15 protein-coding genes are annotated in these 18,938 nt (G+C 69.6%); 8 read left to right on the top strand and 7 right to left on the bottom strand.

The window, feature by feature from the left end; genetic code table 11:
* Positions 1 to 105 precede the first annotated feature (105 nt).
* The 6 genes from rsmG to rpmH all read right to left on the bottom strand — a co-directional run bounded on the left by rsmG (position 106) and on the right by rpmH (position 3,559).
* Positions 106 to 807, bottom strand: coding sequence for a 16S rRNA (guanine(527)-N(7))-methyltransferase RsmG (rsmG, locus tag AB0I71_RS06575; protein WP_357582361.1), 702 nt, complete (start codon positions 805 to 807; stop codon positions 106 to 108).
* A 90-nt stretch (positions 808 to 897) separates the two neighbouring features.
* The gene (locus AB0I71_RS06570) at positions 898 to 1,485 is read right to left on the bottom strand and encodes a R3H domain-containing nucleic acid-binding protein (protein WP_357582222.1); all 588 of its coding nucleotides are present in this window, start codon (positions 1,483 to 1,485) and stop codon (positions 898 to 900) included.
* Between the two features lie 212 nt (positions 1,486 to 1,697).
* Complete coding sequence (gene yidC / locus AB0I71_RS06565; RefSeq protein ID WP_357582221.1) at positions 1,698 to 2,687, bottom strand: membrane protein insertase YidC; 990 nt, start codon at positions 2,685 to 2,687, stop codon at positions 1,698 to 1,700.
* Positions 2,688 to 2,690: 3 nt separating this feature from the next.
* Positions 2,691 to 2,930, bottom strand: coding sequence for a membrane protein insertion efficiency factor YidD (gene yidD / locus AB0I71_RS06560; RefSeq protein ID WP_357582360.1), 240 nt, complete (start codon positions 2,928 to 2,930; stop codon positions 2,691 to 2,693).
* Positions 2,931 to 2,974: 44 nt separating this feature from the next.
* Positions 2,975 to 3,388: a ribonuclease P protein component gene (gene rnpA, locus AB0I71_RS06555; protein ID WP_357582220.1), complete on the bottom strand. Its 414-nt coding sequence runs from the start codon at positions 3,386 to 3,388 to the stop codon at positions 2,975 to 2,977.
* A gap of 33 nt (positions 3,389 to 3,421) precedes the next feature.
* Positions 3,422 to 3,559, bottom strand: coding sequence for a 50S ribosomal protein L34 (rpmH, locus tag AB0I71_RS06550; RefSeq protein WP_013736606.1), 138 nt, complete (start codon positions 3,557 to 3,559; stop codon positions 3,422 to 3,424).
* A gap of 617 nt (positions 3,560 to 4,176) precedes the next feature.
* On the opposite strand from rpmH, the gene dnaA reads away from it, so the two are divergent.
* From dnaA to AB0I71_RS06525, 5 genes are all read left to right on the top strand, one after another.
* The gene (gene dnaA, locus AB0I71_RS06545; RefSeq protein ID WP_357582219.1) at positions 4,177 to 6,003 is read left to right on the top strand and encodes a chromosomal replication initiator protein DnaA; all 1,827 of its coding nucleotides are present in this window, start codon (positions 4,177 to 4,179) and stop codon (positions 6,001 to 6,003) included.
* A 776-nt stretch (positions 6,004 to 6,779) separates the two neighbouring features.
* Entirely contained in the window at positions 6,780 to 7,913 is a 1,134-nt protein-coding gene (dnaN, locus tag AB0I71_RS06540; RefSeq protein WP_357582218.1) for a DNA polymerase III subunit beta, read from the top strand.
* 41 nt (positions 7,914 to 7,954) lie between these two features.
* Entirely contained in the window at positions 7,955 to 8,827 is an 873-nt protein-coding gene (gene gnd / locus AB0I71_RS06535; RefSeq protein ID WP_357582217.1) for a phosphogluconate dehydrogenase (NAD(+)-dependent, decarboxylating), read from the top strand.
* Between the two features lie 16 nt (positions 8,828 to 8,843).
* Positions 8,844 to 9,977 carry a DNA replication/repair protein RecF gene (gene recF / locus AB0I71_RS06530; protein WP_357582216.1) on the top strand — a complete coding sequence of 378 codons (1,134 nt, stop codon included), beginning with the start codon at positions 8,844 to 8,846 and terminating at the stop codon, positions 9,975 to 9,977.
* Positions 9,978 to 10,167: 190 nt separating this feature from the next.
* Complete coding sequence (locus AB0I71_RS06525; protein WP_357582359.1) at positions 10,168 to 10,689, top strand: DciA family protein; 522 nt, start codon at positions 10,168 to 10,170, stop codon at positions 10,687 to 10,689.
* 32 nt (positions 10,690 to 10,721) lie between these two features.
* On the opposite strand, the gene AB0I71_RS06520 is transcribed toward AB0I71_RS06525, so the two are convergent.
* Positions 10,722 to 11,303 carry a hypothetical protein gene (locus AB0I71_RS06520; protein WP_357582215.1) on the bottom strand — a complete coding sequence of 194 codons (582 nt, stop codon included), beginning with the start codon at positions 11,301 to 11,303 and terminating at the stop codon, positions 10,722 to 10,724.
* A 538-nt stretch (positions 11,304 to 11,841) separates the two neighbouring features.
* Between AB0I71_RS06520 and gyrB the strand changes: the two genes are divergently transcribed.
* The 3 genes from gyrB to AB0I71_RS06505 all read left to right on the top strand — a co-directional run bounded on the left by gyrB (position 11,842) and on the right by AB0I71_RS06505 (position 18,616).
* Positions 11,842 to 13,788 (top strand): DNA topoisomerase (ATP-hydrolyzing) subunit B, encoded by a 1,947-nt coding sequence (gyrB, locus tag AB0I71_RS06515; protein ID WP_357582214.1) that lies wholly within the window; start codon positions 11,842 to 11,844, stop codon positions 13,786 to 13,788.
* 132 nt (positions 13,789 to 13,920) lie between these two features.
* Positions 13,921 to 17,700 carry an intein-containing DNA gyrase subunit A gene (gene gyrA, locus AB0I71_RS06510; protein WP_357582213.1) on the top strand — a complete coding sequence of 1,260 codons (3,780 nt, stop codon included), beginning with the start codon at positions 13,921 to 13,923 and terminating at the stop codon, positions 17,698 to 17,700.
* Positions 17,701 to 17,704: 4 nt separating this feature from the next.
* On the top strand, positions 17,705 to 18,616 hold the full coding sequence (locus AB0I71_RS06505) for a DUF3566 domain-containing protein (RefSeq protein WP_357582212.1): 912 nt from the start codon (positions 17,705 to 17,707) through the stop codon (positions 18,614 to 18,616).
* Positions 18,617 to 18,938: the final 322 nt, after the last annotated feature.

Below are 18,938 nucleotides of genomic sequence, written 5' to 3'. Positions count from 1 at the left end.
CCGGTCTTCACCGCCAAAGCCGGCGTAGCGACCCAGGTCAGCGCGGGTGACGAGCGGAGGCCGCCGGGCAGTTGTAGCGCCGAGGAGCCTCGCGCCCGCACCGGCTCACCGCCGGCGCGACCGTGACTTCTTCGACGCTGTCCGGGGCGCCGAACCGACCGCCCGTTCCCGCACGATCTCGACCACCGTGGTCGGCGGATCCACGACCCCTGCACCACACCGGTGCAGCACCGGTCGACCACCACCGAGGCGGTGCACCGCCTCGGCGTGCTCGGCGATCTCCTCCGCCGCCGAGGCACCCTTCAGCGCGAGCAGTCGGCCGCCGGTCCCGGTCAGGGGCAGGCACCAGCCCGCCAGCCGATCCAGCGGCGCCACCGCCCGGGCGGTGACCACGTCGCCGGGCACGGCGTCCGATGCCGCAGCCGCCTCCTCGGCCCTGCCACGGAACACTCGTACGGAGTCGGCCAGGCCGAGTTCCTCCACCGCCTCCTCGAGGAAAACGGTGCGCCGAGCCAATGGCTCGATGAGCGTCACCGCCAGGTCGGGCCGGGCGATGGCGAGCACCAGACCGGGGAGCCCGGCACCCGATCCCACGTCCAGTACGGAGGCGCCCGACGGAATCAGCTCGGCCACCGCCGCGCAGTTCAGCAGGTGACGATCCCAGATCCGGGGTGCCTCGCGTGGACCGATCAGCCCTCGCACCACCCCGTCGGTGGCGAGCAGCTCGGCGTAGGCAGCCGCGACATCGAGGCGCTCGCCGAAGAGCCGGCTAGCCGCGTCGGCCAGTTCGGGCGGCAGCACCGCCACGGTGGGCTGAGGCGCGACAGCCGGCGGCCCGGGCGGCGTACCACCCGGGCCGGACGCGGCAACGCCTCTGGCGTCGTCTTGAGTCACCCGTCAGTCCGCAGGACGGACGACGATGCGCCGGCTGGGCTCGACACCCTCGGACTCGCTCTCCACCCCGTCGATCGCGTTGACGACGTCGTGGACGCACTTGCGCTCGAAGGCGGACATCGGTTCCAGCCGCACCGGCTCGCCGTGCTCCTTGACCTTCTCGACGGCGTTGCGGGCGACCGCCGCCAGTTCCTTACGCCGGTTGGCCCGGTACCCGCCGACGTCGAGCAGCAGCCGGCTCGGCGAACCGGTCTGCCGGAACACCGCGAGCCGAGCCAGTTCCTGAAGTGCTTCGAGGGTGGCACCGCGCTGGCCGACCAGGTTCTGCAGGCGTCCGCCGACGACCTCGACCACCGGCCGGCCACCCGACACCAGTTCGTCGATGTCGCCGTCGTAGTCGAGGATGTCGAGCAGCCCCTCCACGTAGTCGGCCGCGATCTCGCTCTGCCGGAACAGATCGCTCTCGCCGGCAGCCTTGGTCGGTGCTGCTTCGGCGTCGGTCTCCTCCGCCTCGCCCACGACCGGAGCCGCCGCGGTCGGCTCCTCGTCGTCCAGGGGCTGTTCGGCGCGGGGGATGCTGGTGTCGGTCACGGTGTCATCTCCGTACTCGCTCGGCCGGACCTCGGGTCCGCTGGTTTCCCGCGGCCGGCTGGACGTCGCCGGTGCCCACGGGCACGTCTGTAGGGGCAGTCTCGCCCGTTCGCCACCGCACGCGTGGCGCTTCGCGCTCCGGCGCCGGCCTGCTGGCGGCCGCACGGCGCGCAACGGGCCGCCGCCGGTCTCCCGGCGGCGGCCCGGACGATTCAGCCCTGCCGCTTGGCGGGGCGGCCCTTCTTGGGGTTGACCGGCTTGGCACCCGGCTTCGGGCCAGCGATCTTCGGCGCGGCCGGAGGCGGCGGTGCGGCCGCCGGCTTGCTCCGGCCGAAGAGCCCACCGGTCTTTGCCGGCTGTGCCCCGTTACGCGCGGAGGTGCCCGGCTTTCCGCTGGTCGCGGTCACCGGCGGCGGGAACTTGCGCAGCACCCACTGCTGCTGCCCGAGGGTGAACAGGTTGTTGGTGACCCAGTAGATGATCACACCGATCGGGAAGATGGCGCCGGAGATCAGCAGGGACAGCGGGATGCCGTAGAGCATCAGGCGCTGGATCATGCGCTGCTGCGGGTCTTCCGCCCAGCCCGTCTTGAGGATCATCTGGCGGCTGGTGAGGTACGTGGTGCCCATCATCACCAGCACCAGGACACCGGCCATGATCTTCACGACCGTGCCGTTGGCGCCGAGCTGCGCCAGCTCCGCCGCGGTCGAGCCGAACTTGCTGGCGATCGGAGCGGTGAACAGCGTCGCGTCAGAGGCGCTGTTGAACTGGTCGACGGTCCAGCCGTAGATGTCCTTGTTGTTCTTCGCCGGGTCCGGGTTGAGGCGGCGCAGCACGTGGAAGAGACCGAGGAAGACCGGGATCTGGAGGAACATCGGAAGGCAGCCCATGAGCGGGTTGGCCTTTTCCTTCCGGTAGAGCTCCATCATCTCCTTCTGGAGCGTCTCCCGGTCACCCTTGTGCTTCTCCTGTAGGGCCTTCACCTGCGGCTGGAGCGCCTGCATCGCCCGCTGCGACTTGATCTGCTTGACGAAGACCGGGAACAGGATCACCCGGACCGTGACCACCAGGAAGACGATGGCCAGGATCCACGCCCAGTTGGTGCCGAGGACCGCAGCGTCCGGAATGCCGATGGCCTCCCAGGCCGAATGCCAGGCCAGCAGGATCCACGAGATCGCGTAGTAGATCCAGTCGAGACTCAATTCTCAGGCTCCAGTCACGTCGGCAGGTCGGCGGCCGCCCGGCTCCGGAACCGGGTCGTATCCACCAGGATGGAATGGGTGGCAGCGCGACAGTCGCCGGACCGTCAGACCGGCTCCCCGGAGCGCGCCGTGCCGGGCCACCGCCTCCAGGGCGTAGGCACTGCACGACGGGTAGAACCGACAGCGGGCCGGCAACGCCGGACTTATCCACCGACGGTACGCGATGATGGGCAGGGTCAGCACCCGGGCACCGGGGGTAGCCGGGCGGGACGGCGGCTGCTCGGCGCTCACCGGGGCCGCCGCCCCCGGCCGGACCGGGCGGCAGCGAGGGCCGCGTCCAGGTCGGTGCCGAGTCGCTGGTACGTGGCGTCGGCCGCAGCCGGCAGGGCGCGTACGACGAGGGTGCTTCCGGCCGGCAGGTCGACGAGGCGTTCCCGGGTCAGGTGCCGCAACCGGCGGCGGACCCGGTTGCGCACCACCGCCGGCCCGACCGCCTTGGAAACCACGAAGCCGGCGCGGGACACCGGCGGGGAGTCTGCCTCCGCGCTGTCCCGCGCCGGCTTCGGCGCTGCGTTGTCGGATCCGGGTGTGCCCGGCACGGTCAGATGGACGACCAGTGCGCCGCGGCCGGCTCGTCGGCCACCGCGAACCGCTGCGGCGAAGTCGCTGCTGCGCCGCAGTCGGTGGGCGGCCGCGAGCACGAGCCACGTCCTCCGGAGCGGACCTGACCGGCCTCAGGCCGACAGGCGGGCGCGGCCCTTGGCGCGACGGGTCGAGATGATGGCGCGACCGGCCCGGGTGCGCATGCGCAGCCGGAAGCCGTGGGTCTTCGCGCGCCGGCGGTTGTTCGGCTGGTAGGTGCGCTTGCTCACGTCAGGCTCTCCGTTGTCGGACGCCCCGGACGAGTGGATCGCCGGGTCGTGGTGGTCCGGGCCGCCGCTGTGGTGGCCCCGATCGGTGCTGCCCGGCGGTGCGTTACCTCAGTTGTGCGGTGCGCGACCGTGGGCAGCGAGCACCCATCACCCTAGCAGAGGGCGTGAGAGCAGCCCCTCCAGCCTAGGTCGGGGGGCAATCAGCGTCAAACCCGACCACTCCGGCGGTGAGCTGCGGCGGAGGGCGACCGAAGCGGCGGTTTTCACGGATGCCGACAGGAGCGAGGTGCGTCGGCGGTTGAAGACGCGGCGACAACGCTGTTACCGTGCCCGATTGCGGTCAGCGTCGGAGTTGCGCCGATGTCGCCGGCAGGCAAGACCGGACACGGTAGTGAATCGTTCGGCACGGTGAACCCCGCTTCAGTGCCCGGCCACGGCAGGGGGCAGGTCCGACCCGCGCCCGGCGGGCGGCCACAATCGGTCGGTACACAGGCTGTGGATAACTTGTGGAGAACGACCGGGTACGGCGATCGGGTGGGTGGCGTCATCTCGCCCGCCGGTACGGGCCACCGGAAGACGGCAGCGTCCGGGAGCAGAGGCGAGGGGGTGGCACGACGGTGGCCGGTACGACCGACCTTGCCGCGGTGTGGACGGCGACGACCGACGAACTCGCCGATGAGATCATTTCCGCGCAGCAGCGGGCGTACCTGCGGCTGACCCGGCTGCGGGCGATCGTCGAGGACACCGTCCTGCTCTCCGTGCCGGACGCCTTCACCCGGGACGTGATCGAATCCCGACTGCGCCCGGCCATCACCGAGGCGCTCACCCGCCGGCTGGGCCGACCGATCCAGGTCGCCGTCACCGTCCGGGTACCCGAGGACGGGCGGACCACCGGCACCGTCTACCGCAGCACCCCCGAATCGGACTCCGTGGACCACGGTTCCGGCGAGGTCGACGGTCGTTCGACAGGTCCCGCGTCCGGATCCGAAGGTGGGCGGCAGCTCCCGCTAATCCCCGAACAGCCGCACCCCGGCCGCTTCGACCGACCGCCACCGCCGGACGCGCCGCCCGTCGAGGACGGTGCCCGTACCGGGCCCGAAACCTCCGACGGTCAGGACACCCTCTTCGGCGCCGGGTTCGGCGAGCCCGTCCGGCCGACGGAGAGCACCGGACGGCGGGCGCAGGACCGGTTGGGCTTCACCGACCAGGACGGGCACCTCGACCGGCCGGCCACCGGCCCGCGCGGCTTCGCGTCCCGCTACGGCGACGAGCCGGGCGTCTCGCCCCGCGACCAGCATGTGATCCGAGCGATACCCGCCGACGGGGGCACCGACAGTGGGCCCGGCCGCAGCGGCCCGGATCAGCGACCGGTCGGCCGGGACGACCGGCGGCTGCCGACCGGCGCGGACAGCGGCGGCAACCGGCTCAACCCGAAGTACATGTTCGAGACGTTCGTCATCGGCTCGTCCAACCGTTTCGCGCACGCCGCGTCGGTGGCCGTGGCCGAGTCTCCGGCGAAGGCGTACAACCCGCTGTTCATCTACGGCAGTTCCGGGCTGGGCAAGACCCACCTGCTGCACGCCATCGGCCACTACGCCACCACGTTGGGCAACGCCCGCTCGGTCCGCTACGTCTCGACCGAGGAGTTCACGAACGACTTCATCAACTCGCTACGGGACGACAAGACCAGCGCCTTCCAGCGCCGCTACCGCGACGTCGACATCCTGCTGATCGACGACATCCAGTTCCTGGAGAACCGCGAGCGGACCCAGGAGGAGTTCTTCCACACCTTCAACACGCTGCACAACGCCAACAAGCAGATCGTGATCACCTCCGACCGCTCGCCGAAACAGCTGGCGACCCTGGAGGACCGGCTGCGGACCCGCTTCGAGTGGGGGCTGCTCGCCGACATCCAGCCACCGGACCTGGAGACCCGGATCGCGATTCTGCAGAAGAAGGCCGCGCAGGAGCGCCTCTACGCCCCGCCGGACGTGCTGGAGTTCATCGCCTCCCGGGTGTCGAACTCGATCCGCGAACTGGAGGGGGCGCTGATCCGGGTCACCGCGTTCGCCAGCCTGACCCGGTCGAACGTGGAGCTGTCGCTGGCCGAGGAGGTGCTGCGGGACTTCATCCCGGACGGCTCCGGGCCGGAGATCACCGCGGACCAGATCATGGTCTCCACCGCCGATTACTTCGGGGTGAGCCTGGAGGACCTGCGTGGCCAGTCCCGCTCCCGGGTCCTGGTCAACGCCCGTCAGGTGGCCATGTACCTGTGCCGGGAGCTGACGGAGCTATCGCTGCCCCGAATCGGCCAGGCATTCGGCGGACGCGACCACACCACGGTGATGCACGCCGACCGCAAGATCCGCCAGCAGATGGCAGAACGGCGTTCGCTCTACAACCAGATCGCCGAGCTGACCAACCGGATCAAGCAGAACAGCTGACGGGTACGCGCCACCGCCCGTGCACGGCGAGGGTCCGGCCGATCACGGTCGGACCCTTTTTCGCGCCCACTGGTTGACCCTCAACGAGGTATAGGCCACACCGTTGAAGGCGTGTCCACACCGCCTGCAATTCGTTGTCCACAGCTTGTTGTCCACCGGCGGTGGATGAACACGTCCCGTCAACACCCGGTTACCCACAGCCTGTGGAGAAACCCTGGGGACAACCCTGTGGACCCCTGTGGACGCCTGGGGACGACCAGAGGCGTTGTCCACCGACGGCCGCCCGCCTGTGGGGAAGCTGTTGAAGGTTCTGGGGACAACCGCCCACGAGCCGCCATCGACGATCCACAGGTCTGGGGAGAAAGTCGGTGGATTACCGGTGGACAACCGGTGGACGACGGTGGACAACCATGTGCACGAGGACCGCCTGTGGATCGAAGGCCGGGTTTTACCCCCGCTCATCCACAGCGAACCCACCTGTAGATAACCTGTCTGACCTGCCCATACTCGGGTTCTCCACAGTTTGCACAGGTGCGATGAAGACGATGAGTTATCTCTTCTGAAAGAACAAAAACCAATCATCACCGTTGGACTTCCTGTGGATCGGTCGACAGCAGCCGGGACAGACCCGTCAGCAGCGACACGATCCACGGGGTCGGGCACACAGCCGATACGCTCGCGCCCTAAGGTGCGAGGGGTACCCGCACGAAGGCGGGTCGGTGGGCAGCGTCCGGCATGAGAGAGTTGACGACGTCGACGTCGACGCGGAGGCATTGATGAAGTTCCGAGTGGAGCGCGACGCGCTCGCCGAGGCCGTGGCCTGGACCGCGAAGAGCCTGCCCAACCGGCCGTCCGTACCGGTGCTGGCCGGCGTGCTGCTGCGCGTCACCGACGGCAGCCTGCAGGTTTCCGGCTTCGACTACGAGGTCAGCAGCCAGGTCACCGTGGAGGTGCAGGGCGACGCCGACGGCGCCGCGCTGGTCTCCGGGCGGCTGCTCGCCGAGATCACCAAGGCGTTGCCCGCCAAGCCTGTCGACATCGCCGCCGTCGGGGCGCATCTCGAACTGGTCTGTGGCAGCGCCCGGTTCACCCTGCCCACCATGCCGGTGGAGGACTACCCGACCCTGCCCGAGATGCCGGCCAGCGCGGGCACTGTCGACGCGGCCGCGTTCGCCGCCGCGGTGGCACAGGTGGCGGTCGCCGCCAGCCGGGACGAGACGCTGCCGATGATGACCGGCGTACGCGTCGAACTCTCCGGCGGCAACCTGGCCATGCTCGCCACCGACCGGTACCGGCTGGCCCTGCGCGAGATGGAGTGGAACCCGGACGACCCCGAGATCAGCCTCAACGCGCTGGTCCCCGCCCGGACGCTCAACGACACCGCCAAGACCCTCGGACCCCTCGGCGGCCAGGTCGTTCTGGCCCTGTCCCAGGGGGCCGCCGGCGAAGGCATGATCGGTTTCTCCGGTGGCACCCGACGCACCACCAGCCGGCTGCTCGACGGCGCCAACTACCCGCCGGTCCGCTCGCTCTTCCCGGCCAGTCACAACGCCGAGGCCCGGGTACCGGTCAGCACCCTCATCGAGGTGGTCAAGCGGGTCGCCCTGGTCGCCGAGCGCGCCACCCCCGTGCTGCTCAGCTTCAGCGCCGACGGGCTGGTGGTGGAGGCCGGTGGCACCGAGGAGGCCCGCGCCAGCGAGGCCATGGAGGCCAACTTCACCGGCGAGCCGCTGACCATCGGGTTCAACCCGCAGTACCTCATCGACGGGTTGTCCAACCTCGGAACCCAGTTCGCCGTGCTGCACTTCGTCGACGCCTTCAAGCCTGCGGTGATTTCCCCCGCCGGCGAGGATGGCGAGCTCATCGGTGGGTACCGGTACCTCATCATGCCGATTCGCGTGTCCCGCTGACCCGGCAGAGCACGTACCGCACCCACGAAAGGTCACCAGAGATGCAGCTCGGCCTGGTAGGACTCGGCCGGATGGGCGGCAACATGCGCGAACGGTTGCGCACCGCCGGTCACGAGGTGGTCGGTCTGGACCACAACCTGGAGCGCAGCGACGTCGCCAGCATGGCTGAACTGGCCGAGAAGCTGGACGCGCCTCGGGCGGTGTGGGTGATGGTGCCCGCCGCCGTCACCGACGCCACCATCGACGAGGTGGCCGCCGTGCTCAGCGAAGGCGACCTCATCATCGACGGCGGCAACTCGCGGTTCAGCGAGGACGCCCCCCGGGCGGAGCGGCTGCACGAACGCGGCATCGGCTACGTCGACGTGGGTGTCTCCGGCGGGGTGTGGGGCCGGCAGAACGGCTACGGCCTGATGGTCGGTGGCGCCCAGGAACACGTCGACCGACTCATGCCGATCTTCGACGCGCTCAAGCCCGAAGGCGAGTACGGCTTCGTGCACGCCGGGCCGGTCGGCGCCGGCCACTACGCCAAGATGGTGCACAACGGCATCGAGTACGGCCTGATGCACGCCTACGCCGAGGGCTACGAGCTGATGGCCGCCTCCGAACTGGTGACGAACGTGCCCGGCGTGATCAAGTCCTGGCGCGAGGGCACCGTGGTCCGTTCCTGGCTGCTGGACCTGCTCGACCGGGCCCTCGACGAGGATCCCGAGTTGACCCAGCTCAGCGACTACACCGAGGACACCGGCGAGGGGCGCTGGACGGTGGACGAGGCGGTCCGCCTCGCCGTGCCGCTGAACGTCATCACCGCCTCGCTGTTCGCCCGGTTCTCCTCCCGGCAGGACGACTCCCCGGCACTCAAGGCCGTCTCCGCACTGCGACAGCAGTTCGGCGGACACGCCGTACGCAAGCCCTGACCGGCACCGCGGCCCCGTGTTCGTCCGCCGGCTCGAACTTGTCGACTTCCGCTCCTACGAGCGGATCGGCGTCGACCTCGAACCGGGCCCGAACGTCCTGATCGGCGCGAACGGCGTCGGCAAGACCAACCTGGTCGAAGCGCTGGGCTACGTCGCGACCCTCGACTCCCACCGGGTCGCCACCGACGCCCCGCTGGTGCGGATGGGCGCCACCGCCGCGGTGATCCGCTGCGCGGTGGTGCACGACGGCCGTGAACTCCTGGTCGAGCTGGAGATCGTCCCGGGCAAGGCCAACCGGGCGCGCCTCGGCCGCTCTCCGGCCCGCCGGGCCCGGGACGTGCTGGGTGCGCTGCGGCTGGTGCTCTTCGCCCCGGAGGATCTCGAACTGGTCCGGGGTGACCCGTCCGAACGCCGCCGCTACCTCGACGACCTGCTGGTGCTGCGCCAACCCCGCTACGCCGGGGTGCGCGCCGACTACGAGCGGGTGGTCAAGCAACGCAACGCGCTGCTGCGCACCGCCTACCTCGCCCGCAAAACCGGCGGATCGCGGGGCGGGGACCTGTCCACCCTCGCCGTCTGGGACACCCACCTGGCCCGGCACGGCGCCGAACTGCTCGCCGGACGGCTCGAACTGGTCGCCGCCCTGGCTCCGCACGTGACCAAGGCGTACGACGCGGTGGCCGCCGGCCGTGGCGCGGCGGGGATCGCGTACCGGCCCTCGGTGGACCTGGCCGAACCCACCACCGACCGCGAAGCCCTCGCGGCGGTGCTCACCACCGCGCTTGAGGAGTCCCGTTCCGCCGAGATCGAACGAGGCACCACCCTGGTCGGCCCGCACCGCGACGAACTCACCCTCACCCTCGGCCCTCTGCCGGCCAAGGGCTACGCCAGCCACGGCGAATCCTGGTCCTACGCGCTCGCCCTCCGGCTGGCCGGCTACGACCTGCTGCGCAACGACGGCATCGAACCGGTCCTGATCCTCGACGACGTCTTCGCCGAACTGGACGCCGGCCGACGGGAGCGGCTCGCCGAGCTGGTCGGCGGGGCCAGTCAACTCCTGGTGACCTGCGCGGTCCCCGACGATGTGCCAGCCGCCCTGCGCGGCACCCGGTACGAGGTGACGGAGGGGACGGTGCGTCGTGCCGACTGAACCACCACAGCCGGGCCCGGACAGCGCGCCCTCGGGACAGCCGCGTGGCACTCCTCAACGACGCGGTGCGCGTACCGCCGGGAAGGGTGGCACCGGAGACGGCGGCCGCACCGACCCACCCACCGACCCACCCACCGGCCGCCCGGCGGAGCCGGCAGCCGGACCGCCACCGGCCGGCGACGACGCGACGGTGACCGGCGACGGGGAGGGCGCCTCCGGCCCACAGCTGGCCCGCGCGGTGCTGGACGCGGCGAAGGCTCGGCGGGAGGCCGCCGGCCGTCCCCGCCGCCGCACCGCGACCGGGGGCGGCGACGGCGAGCGCCGGCTGCGCGGCTACTCCGGTCCCGGCCCGGATCCCCGCGACCCACAGCCGCTCGGCGCGGTGCTCAACCGGCTGGTGAAGGCCCGTGGTTGGCAACAGCCGGCCGCCGAGGCCACCGTCTTCGGTGCCTGGGAGCGGGTGGTCGGCTCGGAGGTCGCCCAGCACAGCCGCCCGGTCAAGCTGGAGAACGGGGAACTGACGGTCGAGGCCCGCTCCACTGCCTGGGCGACACAGCTACGCCTGCTCGCCGGGTCGCTGTTGCAGCAGATCGCCCGCGAGGTCGGCCACAACGTGGTCCGCAAACTGCACATCCACGGCCCGGCCGCTCCGTCCTGGTCACGCGGCCCACGCCGGGTACGCGGCCGGGGCCCCCGCGACACCTACGGCTGACCGGCCGAGGCGACCCCTGGTGCCGTCGCCGGCTACGTCTGGGCTGCCCGGCGAGGTGCCGCCGACTCGGCGTAGATGGCGAAGCCGTTGTCGGCGCAGCGCCGGTAGAAAGCGGCAAGCACGCTCAGCTCCGCGCAGGTGAAGGTCCACTGCGGGGCGGCGCCACTGTCGTCGAGCAGCGCGTCCAGTCGGCTGTCCAGCCAACGCAGCTGCTGCTCGGCCAGGCGACCGTCGGCCAGCAGCGACCGCAGCACCGTACCCACCGACTCGAAGGTGACCGCCTCACCGTGCGGACGGTGCGCGGCGACGAAGCGCTCGATGCCGCCCGCGATCCAACCGCACCCGTCCGGGTCGATCACCGGATCCTCGTCCTCGGCGGCGGCGTCTGTGGCGTAGAGCACACCATCGAGTCCGAGGATCAGATCCACCACTTCCGTGTACGCGGTGGCCCGGACCGAGCCTGTCTTCGCGATCAGCTCGGCGAGCGCGGCGGTCGGCGCCGAGATCCCCGGCACCTCGACGATATCGCCGAAATCGACGAACTCGGCCGGTGCGACCGGGTCGTAGAAGCGGCCGGTCCGCGGCCACTGAACCGCGACATTGTCCAGCCCCATCTGGTGTCACCTCTCAAGGCACGGGCGAGTGGATCGGGTCGATCGTCCGGTTCCAACGTTGAAAGATCAAGGCCGCTCCGGCAACCCGAGGGTCACGGATCGCCCGTCCCGGGTCGTACCGACCGGTACCGCCCACCTCTCACCGCCGGGCCCGGCAGCGCCGTCACGCGACAGATCCGTTGATCATGCCCTGGCGTGTAGGGGGAGTCGCGGACAGCGCGGTTCGGCCCGCTACGGAGATCTCAGCCGCTGCGAAGGGGTGCCGAGTGGTGGTTCTATCGCCCGCGCACAGTAAGATTGGCGTGAGACGAAGACCCGGTGCGGAGTGACGGGTCACGGGTCCGGTGCGGACCCGCGATCATCCGTCCGACTCGGGTCGAGCCGATCGCGATCCGCGGGCAACCGCGGCGGCCGGCGCGTTCGACCCGTACCCCGGAATTGTCCCCGGTGCCGGTCCGCGTGCCGACGTCGCGTCTGTCCGCCGAACCCGCGTTCGACGTGCCCTACGGGCGCGCCGGGCGCGAGAAAGTGGCCGAGGGTGGCAGCGCAGGACAATCAGCAGTACGGCGCCGAGTCGATCACCGTTCTCGAAGGGCTGGAGGCGGTCCGCAAGCGGCCCGGCATGTACATCGGGTCCACCGGCGAGCGCGGCCTGCACCACCTCGTGTGGGAGGTCGTCGACAACGCGGTGGACGAGGCGCTGGCCGGCCACTGCGACACCATCGACGTGGTGCTGCTCGCCGACGGCGGCGTCCGGGTCACCGACAACGGCCGGGGCTTCCCGGTCGACCTGCATCCCAAGCTCAAGAAGCCGGGCGTCGAGGTGGCGCTTACCGTCCTGCACGCGGGCGGCAAGTTCGACGGCAAGGCGTACGCGGTCTCCGGCGGCCTGCACGGCGTCGGCGTCAGCGTGGTGAACGCCCTCTCCACGAAGATGGCCGTGGAGATCCACAAGACCGGCTTCGTCTGGCGGCAGGAGTACCACCACTCCAAGCCGACCGAGCTACTCAAGGGCGAGACCACCGACCGGACCGGCTCGGCGGTCTCCTTCTGGCCCGACCCGGACGTCTTCGAGACCGTCGACTTCGACTTCCAGACGATCTACCGCCGGCTCCAGGAGATGGCGTTCCTCACCCGTGGCCTCACCATCCACCTGCTGGACGAGCGGGTCGCGGAGGGCGAGGAAGGCAAGCTCCGCGAGGTCACCTTCAAGTACGACGGCGGAATCGCCGACTTCGTCCGGCATCTCAACGCCTCGAAGAGCCCGATGCACAAGACGGTGATCGAGTTCGGTGCCGAGGAAGAGGGCATGTCGCTCGAGATCGCCATGCAGTGGAACGAGTCGTACGGCGAGTCGGTCTACACCTTCGCCAACAACATCAACACCCACGAGGGCGGCACCCACGAGGAGGGCTTCCGAGCCGCGCTGACGAGCGTCGTCAACCGCTACGGCACGGACAAGAAGCTGCTGAAGGGCGACGAGAAGCTCTCCGGTGAGGACATCCGCGAGGGCCTGGCCGCGATCATCTCGGTCAAGCTGACCAACCCGCAGTTCGAGGGTCAGACCAAGACCAAGCTGGGCAACACGCCGGTGAAGAGCTTCGTGCAGCGGGTCTGCAACGACCGACTTGTCGACTGGCTGGACCGCAACCCGGCCGAGGCGAAGATCATTATCACCAAGGCCTCCCAGGCGGCTCGTGCCCGGATCGCCGCTCAGCAGGCCCGCAAGCTGGCCCGGCGCAAGTCGCTGCTGGAATCCGGGTCGATGCCGGGCAAGCTGGCCGACTGCCAGTCCACCGACCCGCGCGAGTCCGAGGTGTTCATCGTCGAGGGCGACTCGGCGGGTGGCTCGGCCAAGCAGGGCCGCGACCCGCGTACCCAGGCGATCCTGCCGATCCGCGGCAAGATCCTCAACGTGGAGAAGGCCCGGATCGACCGGGTGCTGAAGAACAACGAGGTGCAGGCGCTGATCACCGCGCTGGGCACCGGCATCCACGACGACTTCGACATCGAGAAGCTGCGGTACCACAAGATCGTGCTGATGGCCGACGCCGACGTCGACGGCCAGCACATCCAGACGCTGCTGCTCACCCTGCTGTTCCGCTTCATGCGCCCGCTCGTGGAACTGGGCCACGTCTACCTGGCGGCCCCGCCGCTCTACAAGATCAAGTGGAACCGGAAGGGCGACGACGCGCAGTACGCGTACTCCGACCGGGAGCGCGACGGGCTGATCGCGCTGCGCCAGCAGAAGAAGGCGAACGCCAAGCCCGACGACATCCAGCGGTTCAAGGGTCTCGGCGAGATGAACTACCCGGAGTTGTGGGAGACCACGATGAACCCGGCCACCCGTACGTTGCGCCAGGTGACCCTGGACGACGCGGCAACCGCCGACGAGCTGTTCAGTGTGTTGATGGGTGAGGACGTGGAGGCGCGTCGCTCGTTCATCCAGCGCAACGCCAAGGACGTCAGGTTCCTCGACATCTGACGGACCTGGCAGCCGGGCCGGATCTCCACTGCCGGCCCGGCTGCCGGTCCACAGAGTTATCCACAACTTGGCCGGTATCCACAGCCGTTATCCACAGCACAAAAGCGACTCTCAGTCTGATAAGGGTTAACAGTGACCGATTCCCCCGAGTCCACACCTAACGAGCCCGAGGTCCCCGAGGCGCTGGCCGCCGTCGTCTCGCACGACCGGATCGAGCCCGTCGGGCTCGAGGTGGAGATGCAGCGCTCCTACCTCGACTACGCGATGAGCGTCATCGTCGGGCGGGCGCTGCCGGACGTCCGGGACGGGCTCAAGCCGGTCCACCGCAAGATCCTGTACGCCATGTTCGACTCCGGCTACCGCCCGGACCGCGGCTACGTGAAGTGCTCCCGGGTCGTCGGCGACGTGATGGGCCAGTTCCACCCGCACGGCGACTCGGCCATCTACGACGCTCTGGTCCGGATGGCCCAGCCCTGGTCGCTGCGCTACCCCCTGGTCGACGGCAACGGCAACTTCGGCTCGCCCGGTAATGATCCGGCCGCGGCGATGAGGTATTGTCTGATCGGAAATGTCCGTATTCGGACTCTCGACGGCAGTATGCGGATCGGCGATGTGGTGCCGGGCGCGGCGGCGAGCAGCGAGACCGACATCGACCTCAAGGTCCGCGACCGCAACGGCGACCCGGTCCACGCCTCGAAGTTCTTCCACTCCGGTGAGCACCCGACGCTGCGGCTGCGCACCCGCGAGGGGTACGAGCTGACCGGTACCCACAACCACCCGGTGCTCTGCCTGGTGGACGTGGCCGGCGTGCCGACCCTGCTCTGGAAGCTGCTCGCCGAGATCTCCCCCGGTGACCGGGTGGTGCTCCAGCGCAGCGTGCCGGACGAGATCGGCTACCCGATGCTGGAGCACGTCGAGGCCGCAGTCCTCGCCGGTGCCTTCGTCAGCGAGGGGTGGGTCTCCGAGAGCCGCGCTGGGTTCAACAACATCGATCGCGAGTTCTTTGTCCGGGTGCTCGCTGCCTACGACCTCGCGGTCGGCGGCCCCCGCTACATCAGCGAGCGGACGATCGCTTCCGGCAGCAGGCTGCACGAGTTGGACGTCCAGGACCTCACCGCGCTGCGGGCCAGCGTCCTCGGCGAGATGGTCGGTGCGCGTAGCGCTGGCAAGTTCGTGCCGGAGTTCGTCTGGCAGGGGCCGGCGGCCATCAAGCGGGCCTTCCTCCAGGCGATCTTCGAGGGCGACGGCTCGTCCTCGCTGCTGCCGCGGAACTCCATCCAGATCAGCTACTCCACCCGCAGCGAGCGACTGGCCCGCGAGGTCCAGCAGTTGCTGCTGGAGTTCGGCGTCGTCAGCAAGCAGTGCCGCTACGACAACGGCGAGATCAAGGTCGTCATCACCAACCGCCGCGACGCGCGGATCTTCGCCGCCCAGGTCGGCTTCCTCGGCCGTAAGCAGGCCAAGCTGGAGGCGGAGCTGGCTTCGGTGCCGGCGAGCAGCACCGCGCTCTCCAGCGATCACGTGCCGCTGGTCGGTGACTTCATCCGCGAACACGGCGCGAGCCGGTGGACCGAGCGCGACTGGCTGCGCCGGCACAACGTGGACCGGGTCGAGCGGTGGGAGCGGGACCGCGACGAGATCGCCGCCCGGATCACCAACACCGAGGTGCTCGACGTGGTCGAGCCGCTCGTCGACGGGCGTTTCTACTACGCCGAGGTGGCCGAGGTCGCGGACGCGGGTGTGCAGCCGGTCTACAGCATCCGGGTCGACACCGACGACCACTCGTTCGTCTCCGACGGATTCGTCAGCCACAACACCGAGTGCAAGCTCGACCCGCTGGCGATGGAGATGCTGCGGGACATCGACGAGGACACCGTCGATCTGCAGGACAACTACGACGGCCGGGCCAAGGAACCCACCATCCTGCCGTCGCGGATCCCGAACCTGCTGATCAACGGTTCCGAGGGCATCGCGGTCGGCATGGCCACCAAGATCCCGCCGCACAACCTGCGGGAGATCGGCGCGGCGGTGCAGTGGTGCCTGGAGCACCCGGAGGCCGACGAGGCCGACACCCTCGAAGCGCTGCTGGAGATCGTCAAGGGCCCGGACTTCCCCACCCACGGCCTGATCGTCGGCCAGTCCGCCATCCAGGACGCGTACCGCACGGGCCGTGGCTCGATCCGGATGCGCGCCGTGGTCGAGGTGGAGGAGGACAAGCGGGGTCGCCCGGCGCTCGTGGTCAGCGAGCTGCCGTACCAGGTGAACCCGGACAACCTGGCTGAGCGGATCGCGGAGCTGATCAAGGAGGGCAAGCTCGGCGGGATCGCCGACATCCGCGACGAGTCCTCCGGGCGTACCGGCATGCGGATCGTGCTGGTGCTCAAGCGCGACGCGGTCGCGAAGGTGGTGCTGAACAACCTCTACAAGCACACCCAGCTTCAGGAGACCTTCGGCGCGAACATGCTGGCGCTCGTCGACGGGGTGCCGCGCACGCTGAACCTGGCGCAGTTCATCCGCTACTACGTCGAGCACCAGATCGAGGTGATCCGGCGGCGGACGGCGTTCCGGCTGCGTAAGGCGGAGGAGCGGGCGCACATTCTGCGCGGTCTGGCCAAGGCGCTGGACGCGCTGGACGAGGTGATCGCCCTGATCCGGCGCTCGCCCACGGTGGAGGACGCCCGGCAGGGTCTGATCCGGCTGCTGGAGATCGACGAGATCCAGGCAACCGCGATCCTGGACATGCAGCTTCGCCGGCTCGCCGCGCTGGAGCGGCAGCGGATCCTGGACGACCTGGCGAAGCTGGAAGTGGAGATCGCCGACCTCAAGGACATCCTGGCCAAGCCGGAGCGGCAGCGTCGGATCGTCTCGGAGGAACTGGGGGAGATCGTCGCCAAGTGGGGCGACGAGCGACGCACCAAGATCATCCCGTTCGACGGCGAGGTCTCGATGGAGGACCTCATCGCGCGGGAGGACGTGGTCGTCACGATCACCCGGACCGGGTACGCCAAGCGGACCAAGGTTGATCTCTACCGTTCCCAGCGGCGGGGCGGCAAGGGCGTCAGTGGCGCCACGTTGCGGCAGGACGATATCGTCAGCCACTTCTTCGTCTGCTCGACGCACGACTGGATGCTGTTCTTCACGAACAAGGGACGGGTGTACCGGGCCAAGGCGTACGAGCTCCCGGAGGCCAGTAGGGTGGCCAAGGGTCAGCACGTGGCCAACCTGCTCGCCTTCCAACCGGACGAGCAGATCGCACAGATCATCGAGATCCCGAATTACCAGGTGGCTCCCTACCTGGTCCTGGCGACGAAGAACGGCCTGGTGAAGAAGACGCGGCTTGAGGAGTTCGACTCCAACCGATCCGGCGGCATCATCGCGATCAACCTGCGCGATGAGGACGAGCTGGTCGGTGCTGCGCTCGCCGGCCCCACCGACGACCTGCTGCTGGTCTCCAAGAACGCCCAGGCGATCCGGTTCAACGCCACGGACGAGGCACTGCGCCCGATGGGTCGGGCGACCTCCGGAGTGATCGGCATGCGCTTCAGTGAGGAAGATGAGCTGTTGGCCATGGAGGTCGTCCGCGAGGGTTTGGACGTTCTGGTGGCCACGAACGGCGGATACGCGAAACGTACTCCGATCGAGGAATACCCGGTGCAGGGCCGGGGAGGTAAGGGTGTGCTGACTGCGAAGATCACCGAACGACGCGGTGGTCTGGTCGGCGCTGTCGTGATCGACCCGGACGATGAGCTGTTCGCTATCACCAGCAACGGTGGCGTCATCCGGACTCCGGTGAAGCCTGTACGCCGTACGCGTGACCGGAACACAATGGGGGTCAAGCTGATGGACCTTCCGGACGGCGTGACTATCGTGGCGATTGCTCGCAATGCCGACGAGCCTGACGAACAGGACTAGTTGAATGACGGAGACACAGGCGAAGTCGGGGAACGCGGGGACCTCGGCCAACCCGGTCGACGAGGAAGCCGCGAAGAGCGGCACGCCAACGACCGGCCGCGCGGCCGTGGGTCGGGCCACCGTCCCCGCCGATGCGCCTGCCCCGAAATTCACCCGGGCTCCCGGTATGGCCCCACCACCCGACAAGGCGACAGACGAGCCGGAGGGTGACGCCGCCGAGGAGAAGGTGACCGAAGGCGGCAGCACCACGGACGTCACCACGACCTCCGTCGGCAAGCCGTCGCCTCCCCAGTCGACGGCTGCACCTGCGGGCAAGCCTTCCCCGGGTACCACCGGGGTCCTTCCGGCGGCCAGCACCGGCACGACCGGCACCCAGCCCCGGGTGACCGGGGCCGGTCCGAAGCCGGACGCCACCCGGCCGCTCGGGTTCGGTCGTCCGGCCAACGGTGGTGGGCTGCCTCCGGGGGTCAGCACGGCGGTGGGTGCCGCGCGGGTCGGTGAGGCGGTACGCGCCGCGCGTACCTCGGTCAGCTCGGCCGCCTCGCGCGGACCGCGCCGGGCCCGGCTGAACCTGAAGCGGATCGACCCGTGGTCGGTGATGAAGTTCGCCTTCGCGGTGTCGGTGGTGCTGTTCATCGTCATCGTCGTGGCGACTTCGGTGCTGTACCTGGCGTTGGACGCGATGGGCGTGTTCACCAGCGTGAACGACAGCCTCGCTGACCTGGTCAACGCGGGTGGTGGACAGAGCACCGAGGGCTTCCAGATCACGGCCCGCGGTGTGATCTTCAGTTCGGCGTTGATCGGCCTGGTCAACGTCGTGCTGTTCACCGCACTCGCCACCCTCGGGGCGTTCGTCTACAACGTCTGCGCCGACCTGGTGGGCGGCATCGAACTGACCCTCGCCGAGCGGGACTGACAAGATCTCCGACGCCGGCCCGCGCCAGCCTTTCCGGTGGTGCGGGCCGGCGTTTCCGTACCCGTGGTACCGGCGGTGCCTGAGCGGGGATGCCGCATACCGGCGGCTCGGTTCGCGCGGGATGCCGCGAGCGGGCCTCTTCGGCGGCTGGGTTCGCACGAGATGCCGCACCCGGGGTGAGGGGGCCGTCGGGGGTGGTGGCGGGCGCGTTAACCCGGTGTACCCGCCCCCGGTACTCGGGTAGGTTCAGGGGGCGACGCGGGGTGACTGGCGGGCCTGGCCCCGATTTGGGGGGCGCTGGGCGGATGGGTTAACCTTGCTC

Origin of the sequence: Micromonospora sp. NPDC049891 (genome assembly GCF_040660295.1) — a bacterium.
Lineage (GTDB): Bacteria > Actinomycetota > Actinomycetes > Mycobacteriales > Micromonosporaceae > Micromonospora.
This window is presented reverse-complemented; position numbering and strand designations above follow the sequence as displayed.